The organism is Anaerolentibacter hominis (assembly GCF_032380675.1).
GTDB classification, from domain to species: Bacteria; Bacillota; Clostridia; order Lachnospirales; family Lachnospiraceae; genus Anaerolentibacter; species Anaerolentibacter hominis.
Genome location: NZ_JAWDIX010000005.1, coordinates 53,907 through 71,145 on the forward strand (window position 1 = coordinate 53,907; position 17,239 = coordinate 71,145).

General features: G+C 48.4%; 21 protein-coding genes. 19 read left to right on the top strand and 2 right to left on the bottom strand.

Features of this window, described 5'->3' with window-relative positions; genetic code table 11:
- Positions 1-157 precede the first annotated feature (157 nt).
- The gene (locus ABCW47_RS13660) at positions 158-793 is read right to left on the bottom strand and encodes a superoxide dismutase (RefSeq protein ID WP_343210492.1); all 636 of its coding nucleotides are present in this window, start codon (positions 791-793) and stop codon (positions 158-160) included.
- Positions 794-1,129: 336 nt separating this feature from the next.
- Here ABCW47_RS13660 and ABCW47_RS13665 point away from each other — a divergent pair, with 336 nt between their 5' ends.
- From ABCW47_RS13665 to ABCW47_RS13750, 18 genes are all read left to right on the top strand, one after another.
- Positions 1,130-1,375 carry a hypothetical protein gene (locus ABCW47_RS13665; protein ID WP_343210493.1) on the top strand — a complete coding sequence of 82 codons (246 nt, stop codon included), beginning with the start codon at positions 1,130-1,132 and terminating at the stop codon, positions 1,373-1,375.
- A gap of 57 nt (positions 1,376-1,432) precedes the next feature.
- Positions 1,433-1,924 carry a GNAT family N-acetyltransferase gene (locus ABCW47_RS13670; RefSeq protein WP_343210494.1) on the top strand — a complete coding sequence of 164 codons (492 nt, stop codon included), beginning with the start codon at positions 1,433-1,435 and terminating at the stop codon, positions 1,922-1,924.
- A 104-nt stretch (positions 1,925-2,028) separates the two neighbouring features.
- The gene (locus ABCW47_RS13675; protein ID WP_343210495.1) at positions 2,029-3,360 is read left to right on the top strand and encodes a M20/M25/M40 family metallo-hydrolase; all 1,332 of its coding nucleotides are present in this window, start codon (positions 2,029-2,031) and stop codon (positions 3,358-3,360) included.
- Positions 3,361-3,392: 32 nt separating this feature from the next.
- Positions 3,393-3,572 (top strand): DUF6472 family protein, encoded by a 180-nt coding sequence (locus ABCW47_RS13680; protein ID WP_343210496.1) that lies wholly within the window; start codon positions 3,393-3,395, stop codon positions 3,570-3,572.
- A gap of 26 nt (positions 3,573-3,598) precedes the next feature.
- Entirely contained in the window at positions 3,599-3,913 is a 315-nt protein-coding gene (locus ABCW47_RS13685) for a hypothetical protein (RefSeq protein ID WP_343210498.1), read from the top strand.
- A gap of 231 nt (positions 3,914-4,144) precedes the next feature.
- Positions 4,145-4,732 carry a TetR/AcrR family transcriptional regulator gene (locus ABCW47_RS13690; protein WP_343210499.1) on the top strand — a complete coding sequence of 196 codons (588 nt, stop codon included), beginning with the start codon at positions 4,145-4,147 and terminating at the stop codon, positions 4,730-4,732.
- Between the two features lie 38 nt (positions 4,733-4,770).
- A complete protein-coding gene (locus tag ABCW47_RS13695; RefSeq protein ID WP_343210500.1) occupies positions 4,771-5,562 on the top strand; it encodes a class I SAM-dependent methyltransferase in 792 nt (263 codons plus the stop codon).
- A gap of 432 nt (positions 5,563-5,994) precedes the next feature.
- Complete coding sequence (locus ABCW47_RS13700; protein ID WP_343210501.1) at positions 5,995-6,711, top strand: FadR/GntR family transcriptional regulator; 717 nt, start codon at positions 5,995-5,997, stop codon at positions 6,709-6,711.
- Positions 6,712-6,743: 32 nt separating this feature from the next.
- Entirely contained in the window at positions 6,744-7,985 is a 1,242-nt protein-coding gene (locus ABCW47_RS13705; RefSeq protein WP_343210502.1) for an ABC transporter substrate-binding protein, read from the top strand.
- Between the two features lie 192 nt (positions 7,986-8,177).
- The gene (locus ABCW47_RS13710) at positions 8,178-9,062 is read left to right on the top strand and encodes a branched-chain amino acid ABC transporter permease (RefSeq protein WP_343210503.1); all 885 of its coding nucleotides are present in this window, start codon (positions 8,178-8,180) and stop codon (positions 9,060-9,062) included.
- A gap of 8 nt (positions 9,063-9,070) precedes the next feature.
- The gene (locus ABCW47_RS13715) at positions 9,071-10,039 is read left to right on the top strand and encodes a branched-chain amino acid ABC transporter permease (protein WP_343210504.1); all 969 of its coding nucleotides are present in this window, start codon (positions 9,071-9,073) and stop codon (positions 10,037-10,039) included.
- Positions 10,040-10,060: 21 nt separating this feature from the next.
- Positions 10,061-10,834 carry an ABC transporter ATP-binding protein gene (locus ABCW47_RS13720; protein WP_343210505.1) on the top strand — a complete coding sequence of 258 codons (774 nt, stop codon included), beginning with the start codon at positions 10,061-10,063 and terminating at the stop codon, positions 10,832-10,834.
- Complete coding sequence (locus ABCW47_RS13725; protein WP_343210506.1) at positions 10,831-11,544, top strand: ABC transporter ATP-binding protein; 714 nt, start codon at positions 10,831-10,833, stop codon at positions 11,542-11,544. Before ABCW47_RS13720 ends, ABCW47_RS13725 begins: the two co-directional genes overlap by 4 nt.
- 16 nt (positions 11,545-11,560) lie before the next feature.
- Entirely contained in the window at positions 11,561-12,010 is a 450-nt protein-coding gene (locus ABCW47_RS13730; protein WP_343210507.1) for an RpiB/LacA/LacB family sugar-phosphate isomerase, read from the top strand.
- Between the two features lie 38 nt (positions 12,011-12,048).
- Positions 12,049-12,528, top strand: coding sequence for an RpiB/LacA/LacB family sugar-phosphate isomerase (locus ABCW47_RS13735; RefSeq protein WP_343210508.1), 480 nt, complete (start codon positions 12,049-12,051; stop codon positions 12,526-12,528).
- Entirely contained in the window at positions 12,525-13,004 is a 480-nt protein-coding gene (locus tag ABCW47_RS13740) for an RpiB/LacA/LacB family sugar-phosphate isomerase (protein WP_343210509.1), read from the top strand. The genes ABCW47_RS13735 and ABCW47_RS13740 overlap by 4 nt, the downstream gene beginning before the upstream one ends.
- Positions 13,005-13,019: 15 nt before the next feature.
- Positions 13,020-14,027 carry an SIS domain-containing protein gene (locus ABCW47_RS13745; protein WP_343210510.1) on the top strand — a complete coding sequence of 336 codons (1,008 nt, stop codon included), beginning with the start codon at positions 13,020-13,022 and terminating at the stop codon, positions 14,025-14,027.
- 12 nt (positions 14,028-14,039) lie between these two features.
- On the top strand, positions 14,040-14,930 hold the full coding sequence (locus ABCW47_RS13750; RefSeq protein WP_343210511.1) for a sugar phosphate isomerase/epimerase family protein: 891 nt from the start codon (positions 14,040-14,042) through the stop codon (positions 14,928-14,930).
- A gap of 151 nt (positions 14,931-15,081) precedes the next feature.
- On the opposite strand, the gene ABCW47_RS13755 is transcribed toward ABCW47_RS13750, so the two are convergent.
- Entirely contained in the window at positions 15,082-15,807 is a 726-nt protein-coding gene (locus ABCW47_RS13755; protein WP_343210512.1) for a FadR/GntR family transcriptional regulator, read from the bottom strand.
- Positions 15,808-16,001: 194 nt separating this feature from the next.
- Here ABCW47_RS13755 and ABCW47_RS13760 point away from each other — a divergent pair, with 194 nt between their 5' ends.
- A complete protein-coding gene (locus ABCW47_RS13760; protein WP_343210513.1) occupies positions 16,002-17,210 on the top strand; it encodes an NADP-dependent isocitrate dehydrogenase in 1,209 nt (402 codons plus the stop codon).
- Positions 17,211-17,239 lie beyond the last annotated feature (29 nt).

Consider the following 17,239-nt stretch of genomic DNA (forward strand, 5'->3'; position numbering starts at 1 on the left):
AATTTACAGACCGCACCGGCCTTTATGGCTGGTGCGGTTTTTTGTGATTAAAATAGCTTAGGATATGCCGTGTATGCTCAGATACAGTATTTCCAGCCGAACTTTACTCACAGCCTTATGTAAATAAAAGACAAAAGACTATGAACGAAAAGTAAAATCAGACCGCTATTCCAAAGCATCTCATATAAGTATTGTTGGCGTTATCCCAGTTTATGACATGGAACCAGTCATCAATGTAGTCTGCGCGTACGTTGTAATGTTTCAGGTAGTAGGCATGCTCCCAGACGTCAATGTTGAGAACCGGGCACATTCCCAATGGAAAGGGGGTGTCCTGGTTGGCGGTTGTTATGATTTGAATATCACCTGTGGCATCGACGACAAGCCAGGCATAGCCAGAACCGAACACGGAGGAGGCAGCCTGTTTAAACTGATCTTTAAAAGCTGGAAAACTCCCGTATTTTCCGCGGATCGCATCGCCAAGCATTCCGTCCGGCTCCTGGGGAGCTGGATTTAACAGATTGGAAAAGTAGAACTGATGATTGAATACGCCTCCCGCATTGTTCTTGACTGCTGTCTGAATATCTTCCGGGAGACTCGGTACGTTTACGATTAGCTGCTGCAGTGTCCAGCCCTGCAGCTGAGGATATTTGCTGAGCGCTTTGTTCAGATTGTCGATGTATGTCTGCAAGTGTTTGTCATGGTGCAGGCGCATTGTTTTTTCGTCGATGTATGGCTCCATGGCGTCATAAGCGTAGGGCAGCGGTGTGTTGATAAATTCATAGTGTTCGTTCATAAAATCCCCTTTCCGGAGCATTGCGACGGGGCGAAGAGAAATTCGCGAAGGCGATTTCTCTTCTGCCATAAAAGCTATTTGTGATGCTCCAGCACAAATAGTCGTATGAACAATAAGTTATCGAACTTATTGTTCATACTATCCTCCATACTGATGTGTTTTTGTGTAAGACACACGATGTTAATACTATATGCTTTTATTCATTGATAGTGCAGGAAAAGCGGTTTGTATTATGATCTTGCAGCTCCCTCGTGACAGGAGCAGCCCCTGATGATACTATAGATATATACAAACACTGATTCCGGTTAAAGGGAACAATGGCAAGGGGGGATGTCTGTGTTAAACAACATTTACGTGCGTTATGTAATTGGACAGGTTGTAATGTTGCTGGGAGGAGTGATTGCCGTAGCAACGGGAGCCGGGGGCTGGCCATTCCCGCCGGGCTTCTATGTGGGCGTCCTGATTGCGGCTGCTGGGATTATTTTTTCGATCGTTACCGTTCGCTGCCCTCATTGCGGGCACAGCCTTAAGTTCAGGGGAAAGTGGCCGCAGTTTTGTCCTCACTGCGGGAAGGAGCTCTGATAAGGGCAGGCATAACAGTATAAATTGGCAGTTTGAAGCTAAGATGTGGAGGTTAAAATGCAGTGTGAGATAGATAAGGAACCGGTGTTCCGGTATGCCGCAGAAGATGATGTTTTACTTATTCTGAGCTTTATCAGGGATCTGGCTGAATATGAGGGCATGCTGGATCAGGTGACGGTAACAGAAGAACTTTTGAGAAAATGGCTGTTTGAAGAGAAAAAAGCCGAGGTGATCTTTGCGGAGGCAGACGGGGCAGCTATTGGATTTGCCCTGTATTTTACGAATTTTTCCACCTTTCTAGGCAAGCCGGGGCTGTATCTGGAAGATCTGTATGTAAAGCCGGAATACAGGAGCCGCGGATACGGCAAGGCCATTCTGAAACGTCTGGCCGAAATCGCTGCAGAGAGAGGTTACGGGCGTATGGAGTGGTGGTGCCTGGACTGGAATAAGCCTAGTATTGATTTCTATCTGTCGCTGGGAGCGGAGGCTATGGACGAATGGACGGTTTACCGGGTTGCGGGAGATAGGCTGGCCGGACTGGCGAAATAAATCTGTTTCTTCCCTTCAAAAGCGAAACAGCTTATGCTATGATATTGCTATAAGAATCGGGGCGGCTCTTGGGGGCCGCCCTATGTGACAGGGAGGAAGTTATTATGGGTACGGTAAATGAGACATATGTAAAGCATCTTCAGGGGATGGTAAGAATACCTACGATTTCCAATGTGGACCCGGCGAAAATGGATTTTACCAGGTTTCAGGAATTTCAGGATTACCTGCAGGAAATCTATCCTCTGATTCATAAGACAATGGAGAAGAAAGTGCTCGGACAGGCCAATCTGCTGTTTAAATGGACAGGAAAGAAGTCGGATAAGCTGCCGGTATTATTGATGGCCCATCAGGATGTGGTGCCGGAGGGAGACCACAGCAAATGGATTCATCCGCCTTATTCCGGTGAAGTTGCGGACGGCTGCATCTGGGGAAGAGGCAGCGGGGATTGTAAATGCGTGATCCTGGCAGAGATGGAAGCAGTGGAAGAGCTGATCGGAAAAGGCTTTGAACCTGATTTTGACATTTATCTGGCCTATGCCCAGAATGAAGAAGTTCAGGCGGAGGAAAAGGGAGCGCGGATGATCGTGGATTATCTGAAGGATCAGGGCGTTCGTCTCGGCTGCGTCTTTGATGAGGGAAGCGGTGTGACCAGCGGGGAATCCATGGGTTATGACGGATATGTATGCCGTGTGGAGCTGGGTGAAAAAGCATTTCATGATTATGAAATATATAAAGAGTGCGCGGGCGGGCATTCCATGGAACCCGGGCAGGGAACTGCCCTGGGTTCGATTGCAAAAGCGATTGTGGTCATAGAGGCAAATCCGTTCCCGTACCGTCTGACTGACCTGGTAGAGAACCAGCTGAAGGCGCTGGGCAAATGTATGACAGGCCGGATGGCGGAGATTTACGGAGATCCGAGGAACCACTGGGAAGAACTGACGGAGCTTGCCAAGGAAGACAAGAAGCTGGATTCTCTGCTGCACACAACCTGTGCGGTAACGATGGCTTCCGGCAGCGCACAGTCCAACATTCTGCCGGAACGGGCTAGTGCCATAATGAACTGCCGGGTGCTGGAAGGAGATACGGCGGAATCGCTGCTGGCACATTTCCGTGCGCTTATTCCGGAGGACGTTCAGATTCGCCTGGTGTTTGGCGAAGATCCGGCGCCGGCATCCTCTGTAGAAGGACGGCCGTACCGTCTGATTGAGGAGATTGCGAAGGATACGTATGGAGATAATCTGCTGATGGTTCCCGGCTTGCTGGCAGGGGGGACGGATTCCAGATTTTATGGGGCTGTCTGCGATAATGTGTTCCGGCACAGCGGCTACTTCAGGGATGAACGCTGGGGGCGGGCGCACCAGGTGAATGAGAAGGTTCCCTGTGACGCCCTTGAAAGCGGCGTAAAATTTTACCGGGAATTGCTTCTTAGATATTGATAAAAACAGATTGTACCGGGAGGTGCTGATGCGTGGCGACATCAAAATGTGACTGCTGTATCAATTACAGTTATGACGAGGAATATGGGTGTTTTGTGTGCGAGGTTGATCTGGACGAGGATGAGATGGCCGGATTTATCACCGGTAACTGCGATCAATGTGTCTATTTCCAGTATAATGACGAATACCGGATTGTGAAAAAGCAGATGTAGGGACAGGGATGAAGGGAGAGAAGGGGTTGAAGAGAAATTCAATGATAGGTTATCTTGCCGTACAGGCAGGTGTATTCTATTTGGTTCCGCTGTTAATACGGGACACAGGATCTGCAGTCTTTTTCATGCTGCTGGTTTTACCGTTGATTACCTTTATGACCGCGTACTTCTACGGAATGAAAGCAGGATTCCGGTGGTACTATGGACTGATCGCAGCTGTCATGTTTATACCCGCTATCCCGATACATTTTAATAGCTCTGCCTGGGTTTACATCTTGGGATATGGGGTGTTAGCCTTTGCTGGAAACGGGCTGGGCGGATGGTTTCACAGCAGGCGCTGAGCATGATATAAATTAATAGTTTGTTGGCAGGTTCATGAAACGATACTGCTGACTGATGAACAACGCCGTCTGCGGTAATTGCAGGCGGCGTTGCTGATTTGCCCACTTTGTTTCAAAAAGAAAAACCGTTTATTTCCAGTAAAAACGGCTTGACATAATTTACTCAATATGCAACAATTGTTACATAACATAAGTAACATTATTTTTGGATTGAGATGGAAAGGCAATGGTATGGCGCCAAAAGCAAAGATTACAAACGAAATGATATTAAATGCGGTCCTGGATATTACAAGGGAAATGGGATTTGAGACTGTAAATGCCAGAAGTATTGCAAATAAGCTGCAATGTTCTACCCGGCCGATATTTACCTGTTTTGAAAATATGGATGAATTGAAAAAGGAGTTCCTTGCCTTTGCCTACCGTTACTATGAGAAGTATGTCGAAGAGTTCCGCGGCTCTGCGGCTGTCAGTTCCTGCCTGGTTCTTCCTGTTTCGTATATCGAATTTGCCCAGGAAGAAACGCATTTATTTAAGCTGCTGTTTATAAACGATATGGATCTGACTATGACAGAGGCGAAGGATTTTTATAACGAAGCCGATAATCAGAAAAGGGCAGAGCAATTTGCAGAAACAATCGGAGTCGGACTGGAGCCGGCCAAACTAATATTTCTGGATTTGTTTCTCTATGCCCACGGCATCGCTGTCTTAACTGCGACGAAGAAATTGCGGTTCGGCAGAACTGATGCAGCGGGGATGGTACAAAATGTACTGACTGCTTTCATAAGACAACAAAAACCGGATTGGAATGCATCTATTTAATATATGATCATTCATACTGATACAGAGAGGCGAGCGATATGAAACCAAACCAGTACTTAACAGATTTCTACAATAATTATGATGAAGACAGCCGGTTGGCGCTAAAGCATGGATCGGTAGAGTTCCTTACTACCATGCGCTATATTGAAAAGTATATCAAGCCGGGTGATCGTGTTCTCGAGGTGGGAGCCGGGACAGGCCGGTATTCCCATGCTTTGGCCCGCCAGGGTTATACCGTTGACGCTGTAGAGCTGATAGAGCATAATATCCGGGTTTTTCAGGAGAATACCCGGCCGGGGGAAACGGTAACCATCACCCGGGGTAATGCCATGGACTTATCCGCTTTTTCGGATAATACGTATGATATTACGCTGTTGCTGGGACCGCTGTATCACCTTTACCGCACAGAAGATAAGCGGCAGGCTCTGAGGGAGGCCATACGTGTAACAAAACCGGGTGGTGTGATTTTTGCCGCCTATGTCATATCGGACGGCTGTCTCCTGGACGAGGGCTTCAAACGGGGCAGTATCAGCGTCGCTGAATATATTGACCGGGGATTGCTTGACGGGGAAACATTTGCCGCAAAATCCGGGCCGGAAGATCTGTTTGAACTTGTCCGCCGGGAAGACATTGACGAATTGATGTCGGTATTCCCTGTAACCCATCTCCATTATGTGGCTTCGGATGGCTGTGCGTTGCTGCTGAGGGAAGCGGTGGACGCCATGGACGATGAGGTGTTTGACCTGTATTTAAACTATCACTTCGCCACATGTGAACGTGAGGATTTGGCGGGCATTACAAGCCATTCCATTGACATATTCCGGAAATAAGGTTAATAAACAGTCCCGGCTGCGTAAATAAATATTTGACATGTTGTCTCTTTCGTAGAGCGGCGGTTTGAAAAAAGATTTCAGACCGCCGCTCTTTTTTCAATATGATCATTCGACGAAAATGGGAATAAAGGTATGATGAATTTGCCTGAATAACCCGGAATTACAGCAGAAACAAAACGATATGAAAACATTTCAAAAGAAAAGAGAACAGAAGATAAGAGGGTATTGGACACTATATTTGTGAATTGCCGCCGTAAATAGCAGATACATCATATGTATTTGGCTCAGTTAAAACAAATAATATAGGCAAAATGCACAAATAAATCAAATTATATTAGATATAGTACATAAATTATCTAAATATATATTTACAATCATCAGATGATATGATATATATGAGCTATGGAAAGGGAAAGCGAGAAAATAGAAATGTTAGAGGACAGAATTCAATCACAGCCGCTTCCCACTCAGGCGGCGGCTGCCATTAAATCTATGATTGTTGAAAATCATATGCAGCCGGGGGATCAGATTCCGACCGAAAACGAATTGATGGAACTTCTGCATCTGAGCAGGTCCACAATCAGGGAAGCCATGAAGCTTCTCAAGGCGGAAAATGTGGTGGTAATCCGGCAGGGAAAGGGGACCTTTGTCAGTGAAGAGCTGGGAATAGGGGAAGACCCTCTGGGACTGCAGTTTTTGCCCCAGAATATGATAGTCCGGGATCTCTATGAGGCGAGAATCGTGATTGAGCAGCAGATGACCAGACTGGCAGCAGAAAGAGCGACCCAGGAAGATATTGAAATACTGGAGCAGATTGTAGAACAGATGAAAGCGCGAAAAGCAAATGATCTGGTTGCAATGGAGTTAAATATCCAGTTTCATCAGAAAATTGCGGACTGCTGCAAGAATGGAGTGCTGAAACGTATTGTCCCGATCATCAGCCAGGCCATCCGCAAGAGCCATGCGCTCACCAGGAATATGGATGAATCCTATCTGGAATCAATCCGGGATCACGAAAATATCTGTAACGCCATCAAGAACCGGGATACCTCCGCTGCAAGATTTTTTGCAGAACAGCATATCCGCAACGCCGTGGAATCGATCCAGCACTCGGAGAAAGATGAGAAGATGGATGTGGATATCTGAAACTACTATAAAAGAAAGGAATGGGCTAAGAAATGAAAAAGAAACGGAATGAGAGAAACTACAAATGGATCGGGATACTGTTGATTCTGACGCTGTGTATCTCTGTGCTTACCGGCTGCGGGGCAAAGGAAGAAGAGGGCGGCGCAACAGAGCCTGTTCAGGGAACAGCGGATGGAGATACCCAAAAACAGGATGTCCAAAAAGAAAATAATGCGGATTCCTCCGACCCTGTAAAGGTGGCATTTATAGCCTCTGTCACCGGTACGAACGCGGCAATTGGGGAAGAGATTGTTTATGGCGCCCAGCTGGCCTGCAAGGAGATCAACGCGGCCGGTGGGATTGGAGGCAGAGAATTGGTGCTGGAAGTGATCGACGATCAGCTGACTGCATCGGAAGCGCTGAATGCGGCGAAGAAGGGAATTGATGAGATGGGAAGCCAGGTTCTGCTGGGACCGGACCCATCCAGCAATGCACTTGCAGTTCTGCCCTACGCGGGAGAAAAAGGAGTGCCGGTTCTGGTAACCGGAACCAATTATAAGGTAACTTCCTCCGGATACAAAAATGTATTCCGGTTCCGGGCGAATGATACAGCCACCGCGGAAGTGGTAGCAGAATTCATGGTGAAAAATGAGTTTAAGAATATCGGCCTTTTCTATACCAATGAAGATTACGGACTGGGCGCCTACAAGGCGGTAGAGGACAGTCTGGGCAAATCCAATATTAAATTGTCCGCTGCTGAAACCTGCAACATCGGTGACACAGACTTTACCTCCCAGATTATGAATCTGAAAAATGCCGATCTGGACGCCCTGATTATTTTCGCAAAAGAAACCGAAGGGGCAAAATTCCTGGCACAGGCTTATCAGCTTGGCCTCAACTGTGAGAAATACGGCGGTTCCTCCCTGGCCAGCAACTTTGTTATGGAACTGTGCGGTGAGGAGGCGGTGGAAGGTGTCCATGCCATTGTTCCCTATGTGGCCAGCAACCCGGATGCAGCGGTCCAGGAATTTGTGAAGAAATATAATGCGGAGTATGGAATCGCGGTGCCGATCAACCACGCCGCCTGCTATTACGATGTGGTACATATGCTTGGCATTGTACTGAATGAATATGGAACCACAAGCGAGGAGATTATAGAAGGTTTTAGAAATATTGATTACACCGGTGTTCAGAGCCATTATAAAGCGGACGAAAACGGAGATATGTGTACAAAGCAGAGTATATCCACCTGCAAGAGCGGCGTCTGGGAATTTGACGGTTATGTAGGAGATTAAAGGCTTGTGCCTGACGGGGGCGGCGCCAGATATGGCGCCGGCCTACGGGTTTTGCCGCATTGATAAAAATATCCGTTAACGTTTCAGCCACAGACCGGGAGAAAATACGAGGGACAAGGAGGCCATGCATACTTTTGTTTCTTCCGGCTGACAGGGAATTTTCCTGATTCCCTCTATGCATGGATTGTGCTTATGCAGTTTAATACATTTCTGCAGCTCCTGATCGGAGGCATCTCGATCGGTGTTTTGTATGCTCTTCCGGCCCTGGGCATAACGCTGATCTGGAATGCGGCCGGGATATTTAACTTTGCCAACGGGGATTACGTTATGATAGCCGCCTATCTGACCTACGCACTGATGGTTACCGGCAGGCTCCCCTTCTATATTACACTGCCGCTGGTCATTATTATTATGTTCTTTTTCGGCATCTGTATGGAATGGCTTGTAGTGGAGAATCTGCGGCGGAAGAAGAAGCTTCACAATACGATGGTAAGTTTTATTGCCCTTTCCATCACGCTGCGGTATGCGGCGAGATTTATCTGGGGGACCAAACCTCTGACTTATAAAAATCCCTTTGGAGTCAGCCCGGTGCAGGTGGGCAGCCTGTTTATCATGCCTCATGTGTTCTGGATTATCGGAATCTGTTTGGTATTAATGCTGCTGCTTACTTTTCTTTACAAGAAGACCAGGCTGGGCATCGCAATGAGGGCTACAACACAGAATAGAACGTCTGCCGCGCTTATGGGAGTAAAGACAAGGAAAATCACAAATCTGGTATTCGGCCTCTCCGCTTCCATTGCGGGTGTAGCCGGCGCTCTGTCAGGCTGCCTGTTTTACGCATCAATGGAAATGGGGCTGTCGTTTGGCACCAAGGCATTTGCCGGGCTTATTGTAGGAGGCTTCGGCAATCCGGTAGGGGCCGTGATAGGAGGGCTCATTGTGGGAGTGGTGGAAACCTTTGGCGCCGCTCTGGTATCTTCTTCCATGAAAGACATCATTACATACGTACTTCTTTTATGTTTCCTGCTGTTCCGACCCAAGGGGCTGTTTAAACAGGAAATCGTTGAGAAAGTGTAGGTGGCGGGATGAATGGGAAAAAAATAAAAGGCTTTTTGAAACAACATTCACTTTTCATATTCTTTCTGCTGTTTCTGGCGCTGCCTGCCCTGCTGCCCAACAACTATACGGTTTACGTGGCAAACAGAGGGCTGACCAACGCGATTGCCGTGTTGGGCCTGGCGGTCCTGTATGGTATGACAGGACAGATCACTCTGGCCACCATGTCCTACTTTGCAATCGGGGCGTATACAGCGGCCGTGCTCCAGATGACATTCCATGTAAATTCCGTGGCGGCAATGCTGTTCGGAATTCTGATGACGACCCTCTGGGGCATCATTTTAAGCATACCTTCATTTAAGCTATCCGGGCCTTTCCTAACTATATCCACGGTGGCATTCGGTGAGATTGTCAAAACGGCACTGATCAATATGGTACCTCTGACCAACGGGCCCTCGGGCTTAAGTGATATTCCGCCGGTCTCGGTATTTGGAATGAAAATAGCTACGGACAAAGTGTGGTACTACATTATCCTGTGTATTCTTCTGCTCATGGGAATTGCGGTAATACGCCTGAAACGGTCCAATTACGGCAGGGCTTTTTATTCGGTGAAGGACGATGAACTGGCGGCCTCGCTCATGGGAGTCAGGGTAAAAAAGATGAAAACAATTGCATTTTCCACCGCAGCCTTTCTGGCCGGGACTGCCGGTGTCATGTACGCCCATTTTGCAGGCTTTCTGGCACCAGGAGACTTTGCACAGCAGTTTTCCGCCAACGTATTTTCCATGGTGGTGCTGGGTGGGGGAGACGCGGTTCTGGGAGGAATCTGTTCGGCTCTGGGTGTAACCGCACTGCCGGAAATACTGCGTTTCATGCAGGAATACTACATTATGGTATTTAACATGGTCATCCTGGTTTACCTGCTGACGCCGTGGAATAAGATCGGGGACTGGCTGCGGGAGAAAACAGGAAGAAAATCCGCCGCTGGAAGCAGATAGGGACAGGAGGAACACAAATAAATGGAAAAAATACTGGAAATTCAGAATATCAGCAAAAACTTCGGCGGCATCCTGGCCCTTCAAAATGTAAATGCGGAAATTTACAAGGGTGAGATTGTGGCAATTATCGGCCCCAACGGTTCGGGAAAAACCACGCTGCTAAATGTAATTACCGGCGTCTATGTGCCGGATAACGGTCATGTTTTGCTTGAGGGGGTCCCTGTAGAAGGACTGGCAAAGGAGAAAATCTGCCGGGCGGGAATCGCAAGAACCTTTCAGAATATCCGCCTTTTTAAGTCCAGAACGGTGTTGGATAACGTGCTGATCGGCAGCAACCAGCTGTTTGAAAGCGGGCTGGCAGACATTATATTCAACACGGCGAAATCGCGGAGAGAAGAAGGGATTTACAGAGAGAAGGCACTGGAATGGCTGGACTTTGTGGGTTTAAAGGAAAAGGAGTCGATGCGCAGCGAGAATCTTCCGTATGCCCATCAGAGATTCCTGGAAATCGCCCGGGCGATGGCCACAGACCCGAAGGTGATCCTGCTTGATGAACCGGCAGCGGGGATGAGTGCGGTGGAGATTGAGCATCTGGATGCCCTGCTGCGCCGGATTCAGAAGCTGGGCATTACGGTGGTTATGATCGAACATATTATGGATCTGGTCAGAGGTGTCTCGGACAGAGTCTACGTGCTCAACAATGGAAAAAACATTGCAGAAGGTACCTTTGCGCAAATAGAGAATGATCCGGTAGTGAAAGAAGCCTATCTGGGGACGGGAGGGAAGAAAGATTGAATAAATTGCTGACAGTCAGTCATCTGGATTCCTATTACGGGCATGCCCAGGTGCTCAGAGACGTAACGCTCTCCATAGAGGAAGGGCGGGTGGCGGCTCTTCTGGGTCCGAACGGAGCTGGAAAGAGCACGGCGATGATGAGCATTTCCGGTATGGTTAGGCTCTCGGATTCCAGCCGCATTACGTTTCAGGGAGAAGAAATTCAGAAGCAGAGTTCTGACCGTATTGTCTCCAAAGGAATCGTGCAGGTTCCTCAGGGCAGAGGTGTTTTCCCCGGCCTGACGGTGAAGGAGAACCTGCTCATGGGAGCGTATATGAGAAAAGATAAAAAAGAGACGGAGGATGAGATTCCGGCAGTCCTGGATATGTTTCCCAAGTTAAAGGAGAGGCTGAAACAGCCTGCGGGCACACTTTCCGGCGGCGAACAGCAGATGTTAGCCATCATGCGGGGACTGATGGCCCATCCGAAGCTTTTGATGCTGGATGAACCGTCCATGGGGCTTGCTCCGGTCATTGTGGATCAGATATACGAACAGATCGCGGCGATCAACCGGACCGGTATGACTATTTTTCTAGTGGAACAGAACTCCTCCATTGCCCTTGATGTGGCAGACTATGCCTATGTTCTGTCATCAGGGAAAATTGTCCGTGAAGGGCCGTCAAAGGTACTTGCAGGGGAAAATCTGCTGGATGCTTATTTTAAGGCTTAGAAAAGGGGGAAATCGGATGAATGTTATACAGACCGGGGGAGAGCCGGTTACAGGCTATAGCGGTACGGTGCTGGCTGCTGCGGCAGCAGGCGGTCATGGACTGAAGGAGAGCATACAGGATTACATGAGGGAAAGCCACGTGATGTGTGAGGATAAAGGGATACAGGACGGATGGGCGGGAGCGGCCGCAGCCTTTTGCGGCAGTTTGCGAGAGAATGTAACAGCGGTCTGGATTACAGATAACGGAAGTGAGGACTGCGCATGCTTCAATAAATTGCGCGGAATCCGTGCGGTTCTGGGGGATAAGCCGGTGAGAGTCATGCTTGGCAGGCAGGAAAATGACTGCAATGTCCTGGTGCTGGATTATGCGGAGAACGGCTTTGGTGTAAATATGGAATCTGTACTTAAGATGCTGACGACTGATTTCTGTACAGATTACAGCCGGATTCTGGAACAGTTGAAATAACCCCGGATGAACAGGGACATTGGAAAGGAAGGAGCAGCATGAGGATAGCAATCGCCAGTGACCGGATCGGTTACGTGATGAAAGAAACAATAAAGAACCATCTGGACGAGAAGAATATTGATTATTATGATTTCGGCTGTTATGAATTGGAACGGTGCGGCTATACAGAAAAAACAGTAAAAGTATGCGAGGCAATTGAAGCAGGAGAGTTTGACCGTGGGATTCTGATTGATTCCAACGGCGTGGGCGTCTGCATCGCGGCAAACCGTTATGCGCAGATTTATGCGGCAACGGTGGGAGAAATCTATTCCGCCCGGATGACCAGAAGACACAATAACGCCAATGTGCTCTGCTTTGGAGCGCGGATCACCGGTCCGGCCGTTGTGCTGGAGGCGGTGGATACCTGGCTGGATACGCCCTTTGACGGCGGAAGTCACGTACTTCTGCAACAGCAGATTGAGAAGGTCAGACAAGAGTTCTTATCTGCCGGAGGCAGAGAGGAAGGTGAGACGGAATGATACCGATCGGAGGGGACCAGGCTTCCTATGTCTTAAAACAGGCTGTGATGAAACACCTGGACATACGGAAGATTCCGTATGTGGATCTGGGCTGTTATGATATGGAAATGACAAATTATAATATATTTGCAGACCGGGTCTGCCGGCTGATGCTGAAAGAAAATCTGGAGCGGGGGATCGTGCTGTGCGGAAGCGGTCTGGGAATCGGGATGGCGGCAAACCGGTATCCGGGAATCCGGTGCGGGCGCTGTGACAGCAGTATTCAGGTTAAGATGGCCAGAAGGGAAAACGACATGAATGTTCTGTCTATGGGCGGCCGCATCGTGGGGCCGGAGACGGCGGCGGATATGGTGGACGCTTTCCTGGATACGGAATTTGATGAGGCTTACCGGAATAATGTGATGCAGTGTGAAGAACTGGACCGCCGGCTTTACAGGCAGGAATTTTTGAACAGAATCGGTTCCGGAGCCAATTAGAAGGGAAGTTACGGCATGTTTACAGAGATATTAAAAGAAGTAAAAAATTGTTATATGAATAGTTCAGACGGGCAGATTGACCGGACTCTCAGGGAAATAAAACGAGCAAAGCGGATTGTAATACATGGAAAAGGGCGTATGGGGCTGATTCTGAAAGCATTTGGCATGCATTTGTCCGGCTATGGGTATGACGTGAGGACGGTCGGCGATGTGACCGCCCCGGCCATTGGTCCGGGGGACTTCTTTCTGGCAGCCTCCGCTTCCGGCTATCCCTCGGCATCCACCCGTTTTTTTGAGATCGCCCGCGAAAAAGGAGCGTTAAGCTGTGCCATAACTGCGTACCGAAGCGGGCCTGTGGGGATGCTGGCAGACTGTTTTCTGGAAATCCATGCCCGTACCATGAACCTGGATCAGAATGATGTGCCATCCCTGCAGCCCATGTGTTCCACCCTGGAGCAGACGGAGCTCTTTATACTGGATTACATTGCCTGGCTGGCCGGAAACAAGCTGGAAAATACAAGGGAAAATAAAGAATGGTATATAGACCGCGTTATATACAATGCGGGGCAGACGGACCGGAAGGAGTGTACGCGGCTGGGTGCATGGATTCATGGAAGAAAGCGGCTGTTCTTTTATGCAGGCAGGAGGGAGCTGATGATTTTATCGGCCTTTGCCATGCGGATATATCATATGGGATTTCTGACATATGTCATGAATGAGGTGACGGTGCCTGAGATACAGAGCGGAGATGGAATCGTAACAGCCTGCCGCAATGAGGATCAGAAGACACTGCTGCAGATGGAAGAGGCGGGCAGGAAGGGGCTGGTGCTGGCCCTGACCGGGAATATAACAGAGCGCATTAAAAATAAAGCTCAGGCTGTGATAAAGCTTCCGGAATGTGAAGATGATGTGGCCTATACACAGACAATGCTGCTGTTTTTGGATTACACTGTGGCGGAAATGATGAAGAGATACCATATGGAGGAGGCGGATCTGGCTGTCCGTCATACAAATATGGAGTAGGGAGGGAGCAACATGAAGTTCGGATTACATAAAATGACCTGGGGAAAATACTTTGATACCGGGCGGCTGGATCTGATGTTTGCCCAGACAAGGGCGGCAGGAGGGGAAGCCCTGGAGCTTCGCCCGCCGGATGAAGTGTTAAACGGCGACATGGACCGGGCACAGAGGGTCAGGAAGATGGCGGATTCAGAGGGAATCGAGCTTAAATTCTGCTTCGGATACCCCAGGGGGCTGGACATGAGGCTGGAGGACAGTTTTACAAGAAAATATGCGCTGATGCATCTGAACAGTGCGATCCGGGCCGCAGCGGCACTGGGCGGAACCGAGATCGGAGGAGTGCTCTATTCTACCTGGCCCAGCCGATATGATCACGACATGCTGACCAGGGAGATCAGACAGGAGCGGGTTAAAAGGAGCATTGAATGTATTCGGGCCGCCATGCCGGCAGCTGAAGAATATGGAGTCCGTCTGAATATGGAAATCCTGAACCGGTATGAAAACTATATCATCAATACGGTGGATGAGGGCATACGGTTCTGCGAAGCCGTGGACAGCAAGTGCTGCGGGCTGCTTCTGGATATTTACCATATGAATATAGAAGAAGCAGATATCACGGCCGCGATCCGCAGAGCTTCCCCTTACCTGGGTAAATTCCATGTATCTGAACCTGACCGCAATATTCCGTACCATGATACCCGTATCAACTGGAAAGAAATCGGGGAAGCATTGAAAGAAACAGGGTTTGACGGCGCAGTGATTATGGAAGCTGTTGTTGGATTTGACGGGCCTGCCTCATACAGCATGCGTTTGTGGAGGGATGGACTGAAGGAAGACAGCCTGGATGCCAGGCTGGAGGCGATGAAAAGGGGACTTTCGTATATCCGGAGTCAGTTCGGCCAGTAAAGATCTTCTTAATCCTTATAGGGGAGGAGCGGCCTGTTGCGGCGCTCCTCCCCTGTTTTTTATTACGTTCGGCCCTCGCTTCATAAAGAAAAGAGGCCCTTCTCAAACGCTTTGCTTTTGTGAAGCAGCAAATAGCTCACGCAGCTGTTATTTACAGCTGCAGATCGCTGGATGAGATGATATGCATCGGAGTCTGGCTGCGCCGTATACTCTCGATTGCATCACGTACATGCTTTTCACTTAAGAAACGGGCCTTGGAGGTATCATGTCTGCGGATGGCATCCAGGATATCAACATGATCTTTCAGCGAACTTTCGTAGGAATCTGTCATATCTTTCGTCAGCAAATGGCTCTTCTCGATGGCCTGTACAATGATTGGCATGATACGCTGCAGCACCTGATTCTTACAGCATCTAGCCACACAATTATGAAATTCTATATCCATATTCATTGCAGAGAGATCATTTACGGCTGCTTTCACCATTCTGGATACAATTTGTTCCAGTTCCTCAATATCTTCCGTCGTGGCGCGCTCTGCCGCGAGCCGGGTGATCTGCTGTTCCAGGACAATTCTGGTCTCGTACAGATCTTCGATCAGAGAGTCCTGGGGCAGAAAGCTTAAACCGAGAGGGTCATCCACCATACCGGTATAGTCGCTGACAAACGTTCCCTTCCCCTGTGTAATAGTAATTACATTTTCAGCTCTCAGATACTTCATCGCTTCCCGAATGGTTGAACGGCCGAGTCCCAGCTGCTTTGAAAATTCCACTTCCGTAGGCAGACGGTCGCCGGGCTTCATCCCATTTTTGACTATCATTTCCTTTATCCTCTGCGCTGCCTGCAGTGGTAAAGGCTGCGGTTTGGAAATCACGTCCATAAGATTAAGTACCTCCCTAAAATCATTTCAATATTTATTCAAGTCATATTTTCCAGTCTTATATTGAATTAACTATAGCATAAAGCGGTTCAGGAAGCAAAACATTGGCATACGGCGGCCGCAACGTTTTATGCTTTATTTTTCGCAGGTACTATGTTATATTTAACCTGTACAAAAAAGGGAGGTATATGCAAATGGATAAGATTAAAATGACGACACCGCTTGTGGAGATGGATGGGGATGAGATGACCCGCGTCCTCTGGAAGATGATTAAGGATGAACTGCTTAGCCCTTTTGTGGATTTAAATACAGAATATTATGATCTGGGACTGGAACATAGAAATGAGACCGATGACAAGGTGACAGTGGAATCTGCCGAGGCAACAAAGAAATATGGAGTTGCGGTAAAGTGCGCCACCATTACACCCAATGGCGCGAGGATGAAAGAATATAGTTTAAAGGAAATGTGGAAGAGCCCCAACGGCACCATCAGGGCTATTCTGGATGGAACCGTATTCCGTAAACCGATTATTGTAAAAGGAATCGAACCCAATGTAAAGACATGGAAGAAACCGATTACGATTGCAAGGCATGCATACGGGGATGTGTATAAGGGCGTGGAGATCAAGGTTCCCGGACCGGGAAAATGTGAGCTGGTCTATACGGCGGAAGACGGAACGGTGATAAAGGAACTGATTCATGACTTCAAGGGATCTGGTATCGTACAGGGCACCCATAACATTGACGCCTCCATCGAGAGTTTTGCCAGAAGCTGTTTTAACTATGCTCTGGATCAGAAAGAGGATCTGTGGTTTGCTACGAAGGATACGATCTCCAAAAAATACGATCATAACTTCAAGGATATTTTCCAGGATATCTATGACAAGGAATACAAAGAGAAATTTGAGGAAGCGGGAATTACATATTTCTATACCCTGATTGACGATGCGGTTGCCCGTGTGATGAAGTCGGAAGGGGGTTATATCTGGGCCTGCAAAAACTATGACGGCGATGTAATGAGTGATATGATTTCGTCTGCATTCGGTTCACTGGCTATGATGACCTCCGTGCTGGTATCGCCGGACGGGTACTATGAGTATGAGGCGGCCCACGGTACGGTCCAGAGACATTATTATAAGCATCTGGCGGGCGAAGAGACTTCCACAAACTCGGTGGCCACTATCTTTGCATGGAGCGGTGCATTGAGAAAACGGGGTGAGCTGGACGGCAGCAAGGACCTGATGTGGTTTGCGGATAAATTGGAACATGCCACACTCAGTACCATTGAGTCCGGGAAGATGACCAAGGATCTGGCGCAGATTACTACCAATCCGGAGGTCGTTGTCTTAAACAGCGAAGGCTTTATCAAAGAGATCCGGAAGAATCTGGAGCAGATGCTCTAAAATAGAAGAAATCTACAACGGGGCGGAAC

Excerpts from the sequence above, each read along its gene's own strand:
- ABCW47_RS13705 (WP_343210502.1), top strand. The coding sequence starts at position 6,744 with ATGAAAAAGAAACGGAATGAGAGAAACTACAAATGGATCGGGATACTG.
- ABCW47_RS13735 (WP_343210508.1), top strand. The coding sequence starts at position 12,049 with ATGAGGATAGCAATCGCCAGTGACCGGATCGGTTACGTGATGAAAGAA.
- ABCW47_RS13755 (WP_343210512.1), bottom strand. The coding sequence starts at position 15,807 with ATGGACGTGATTTCCAAACCGCAGCCTTTACCACTGCAGGCAGCGCAG.
- ABCW47_RS13695 (WP_343210500.1), top strand. The coding sequence starts at position 4,771 with ATGAAACCAAACCAGTACTTAACAGATTTCTACAATAATTATGATGAA.
- ABCW47_RS13740 (WP_343210509.1), top strand. The coding sequence starts at position 12,525 with ATGATACCGATCGGAGGGGACCAGGCTTCCTATGTCTTAAAACAGGCT.
- ABCW47_RS13745 (WP_343210510.1), top strand. The coding sequence starts at position 13,020 with ATGTTTACAGAGATATTAAAAGAAGTAAAAAATTGTTATATGAATAGT.
- ABCW47_RS13750 (WP_343210511.1), top strand. The coding sequence starts at position 14,040 with ATGAAGTTCGGATTACATAAAATGACCTGGGGAAAATACTTTGATACC.
- ABCW47_RS13700 (WP_343210501.1), top strand. The coding sequence starts at position 5,995 with ATGTTAGAGGACAGAATTCAATCACAGCCGCTTCCCACTCAGGCGGCG.
- ABCW47_RS13715 (WP_343210504.1), top strand. The coding sequence starts at position 9,071 with ATGAATGGGAAAAAAATAAAAGGCTTTTTGAAACAACATTCACTTTTC.
- ABCW47_RS13730 (WP_343210507.1), top strand. The coding sequence starts at position 11,561 with ATGAATGTTATACAGACCGGGGGAGAGCCGGTTACAGGCTATAGCGGT.
- ABCW47_RS13690 (WP_343210499.1), top strand. The coding sequence starts at position 4,145 with ATGGCGCCAAAAGCAAAGATTACAAACGAAATGATATTAAATGCGGTC.
- ABCW47_RS13710 (WP_343210503.1), top strand. The coding sequence starts at position 8,178 with ATGCAGTTTAATACATTTCTGCAGCTCCTGATCGGAGGCATCTCGATC.
- ABCW47_RS13660 (WP_343210492.1), bottom strand. The coding sequence starts at position 793 with ATGAACGAACACTATGAATTTATCAACACACCGCTGCCCTACGCTTAT.
- ABCW47_RS13760 (WP_343210513.1), top strand. The coding sequence starts at position 16,002 with ATGGATAAGATTAAAATGACGACACCGCTTGTGGAGATGGATGGGGAT.
- ABCW47_RS13720 (WP_343210505.1), top strand. The coding sequence starts at position 10,061 with ATGGAAAAAATACTGGAAATTCAGAATATCAGCAAAAACTTCGGCGGC.
- ABCW47_RS13670 (WP_343210494.1), top strand. The coding sequence starts at position 1,433 with ATGCAGTGTGAGATAGATAAGGAACCGGTGTTCCGGTATGCCGCAGAA.
- ABCW47_RS13675 (WP_343210495.1), top strand. The coding sequence starts at position 2,029 with ATGGGTACGGTAAATGAGACATATGTAAAGCATCTTCAGGGGATGGTA.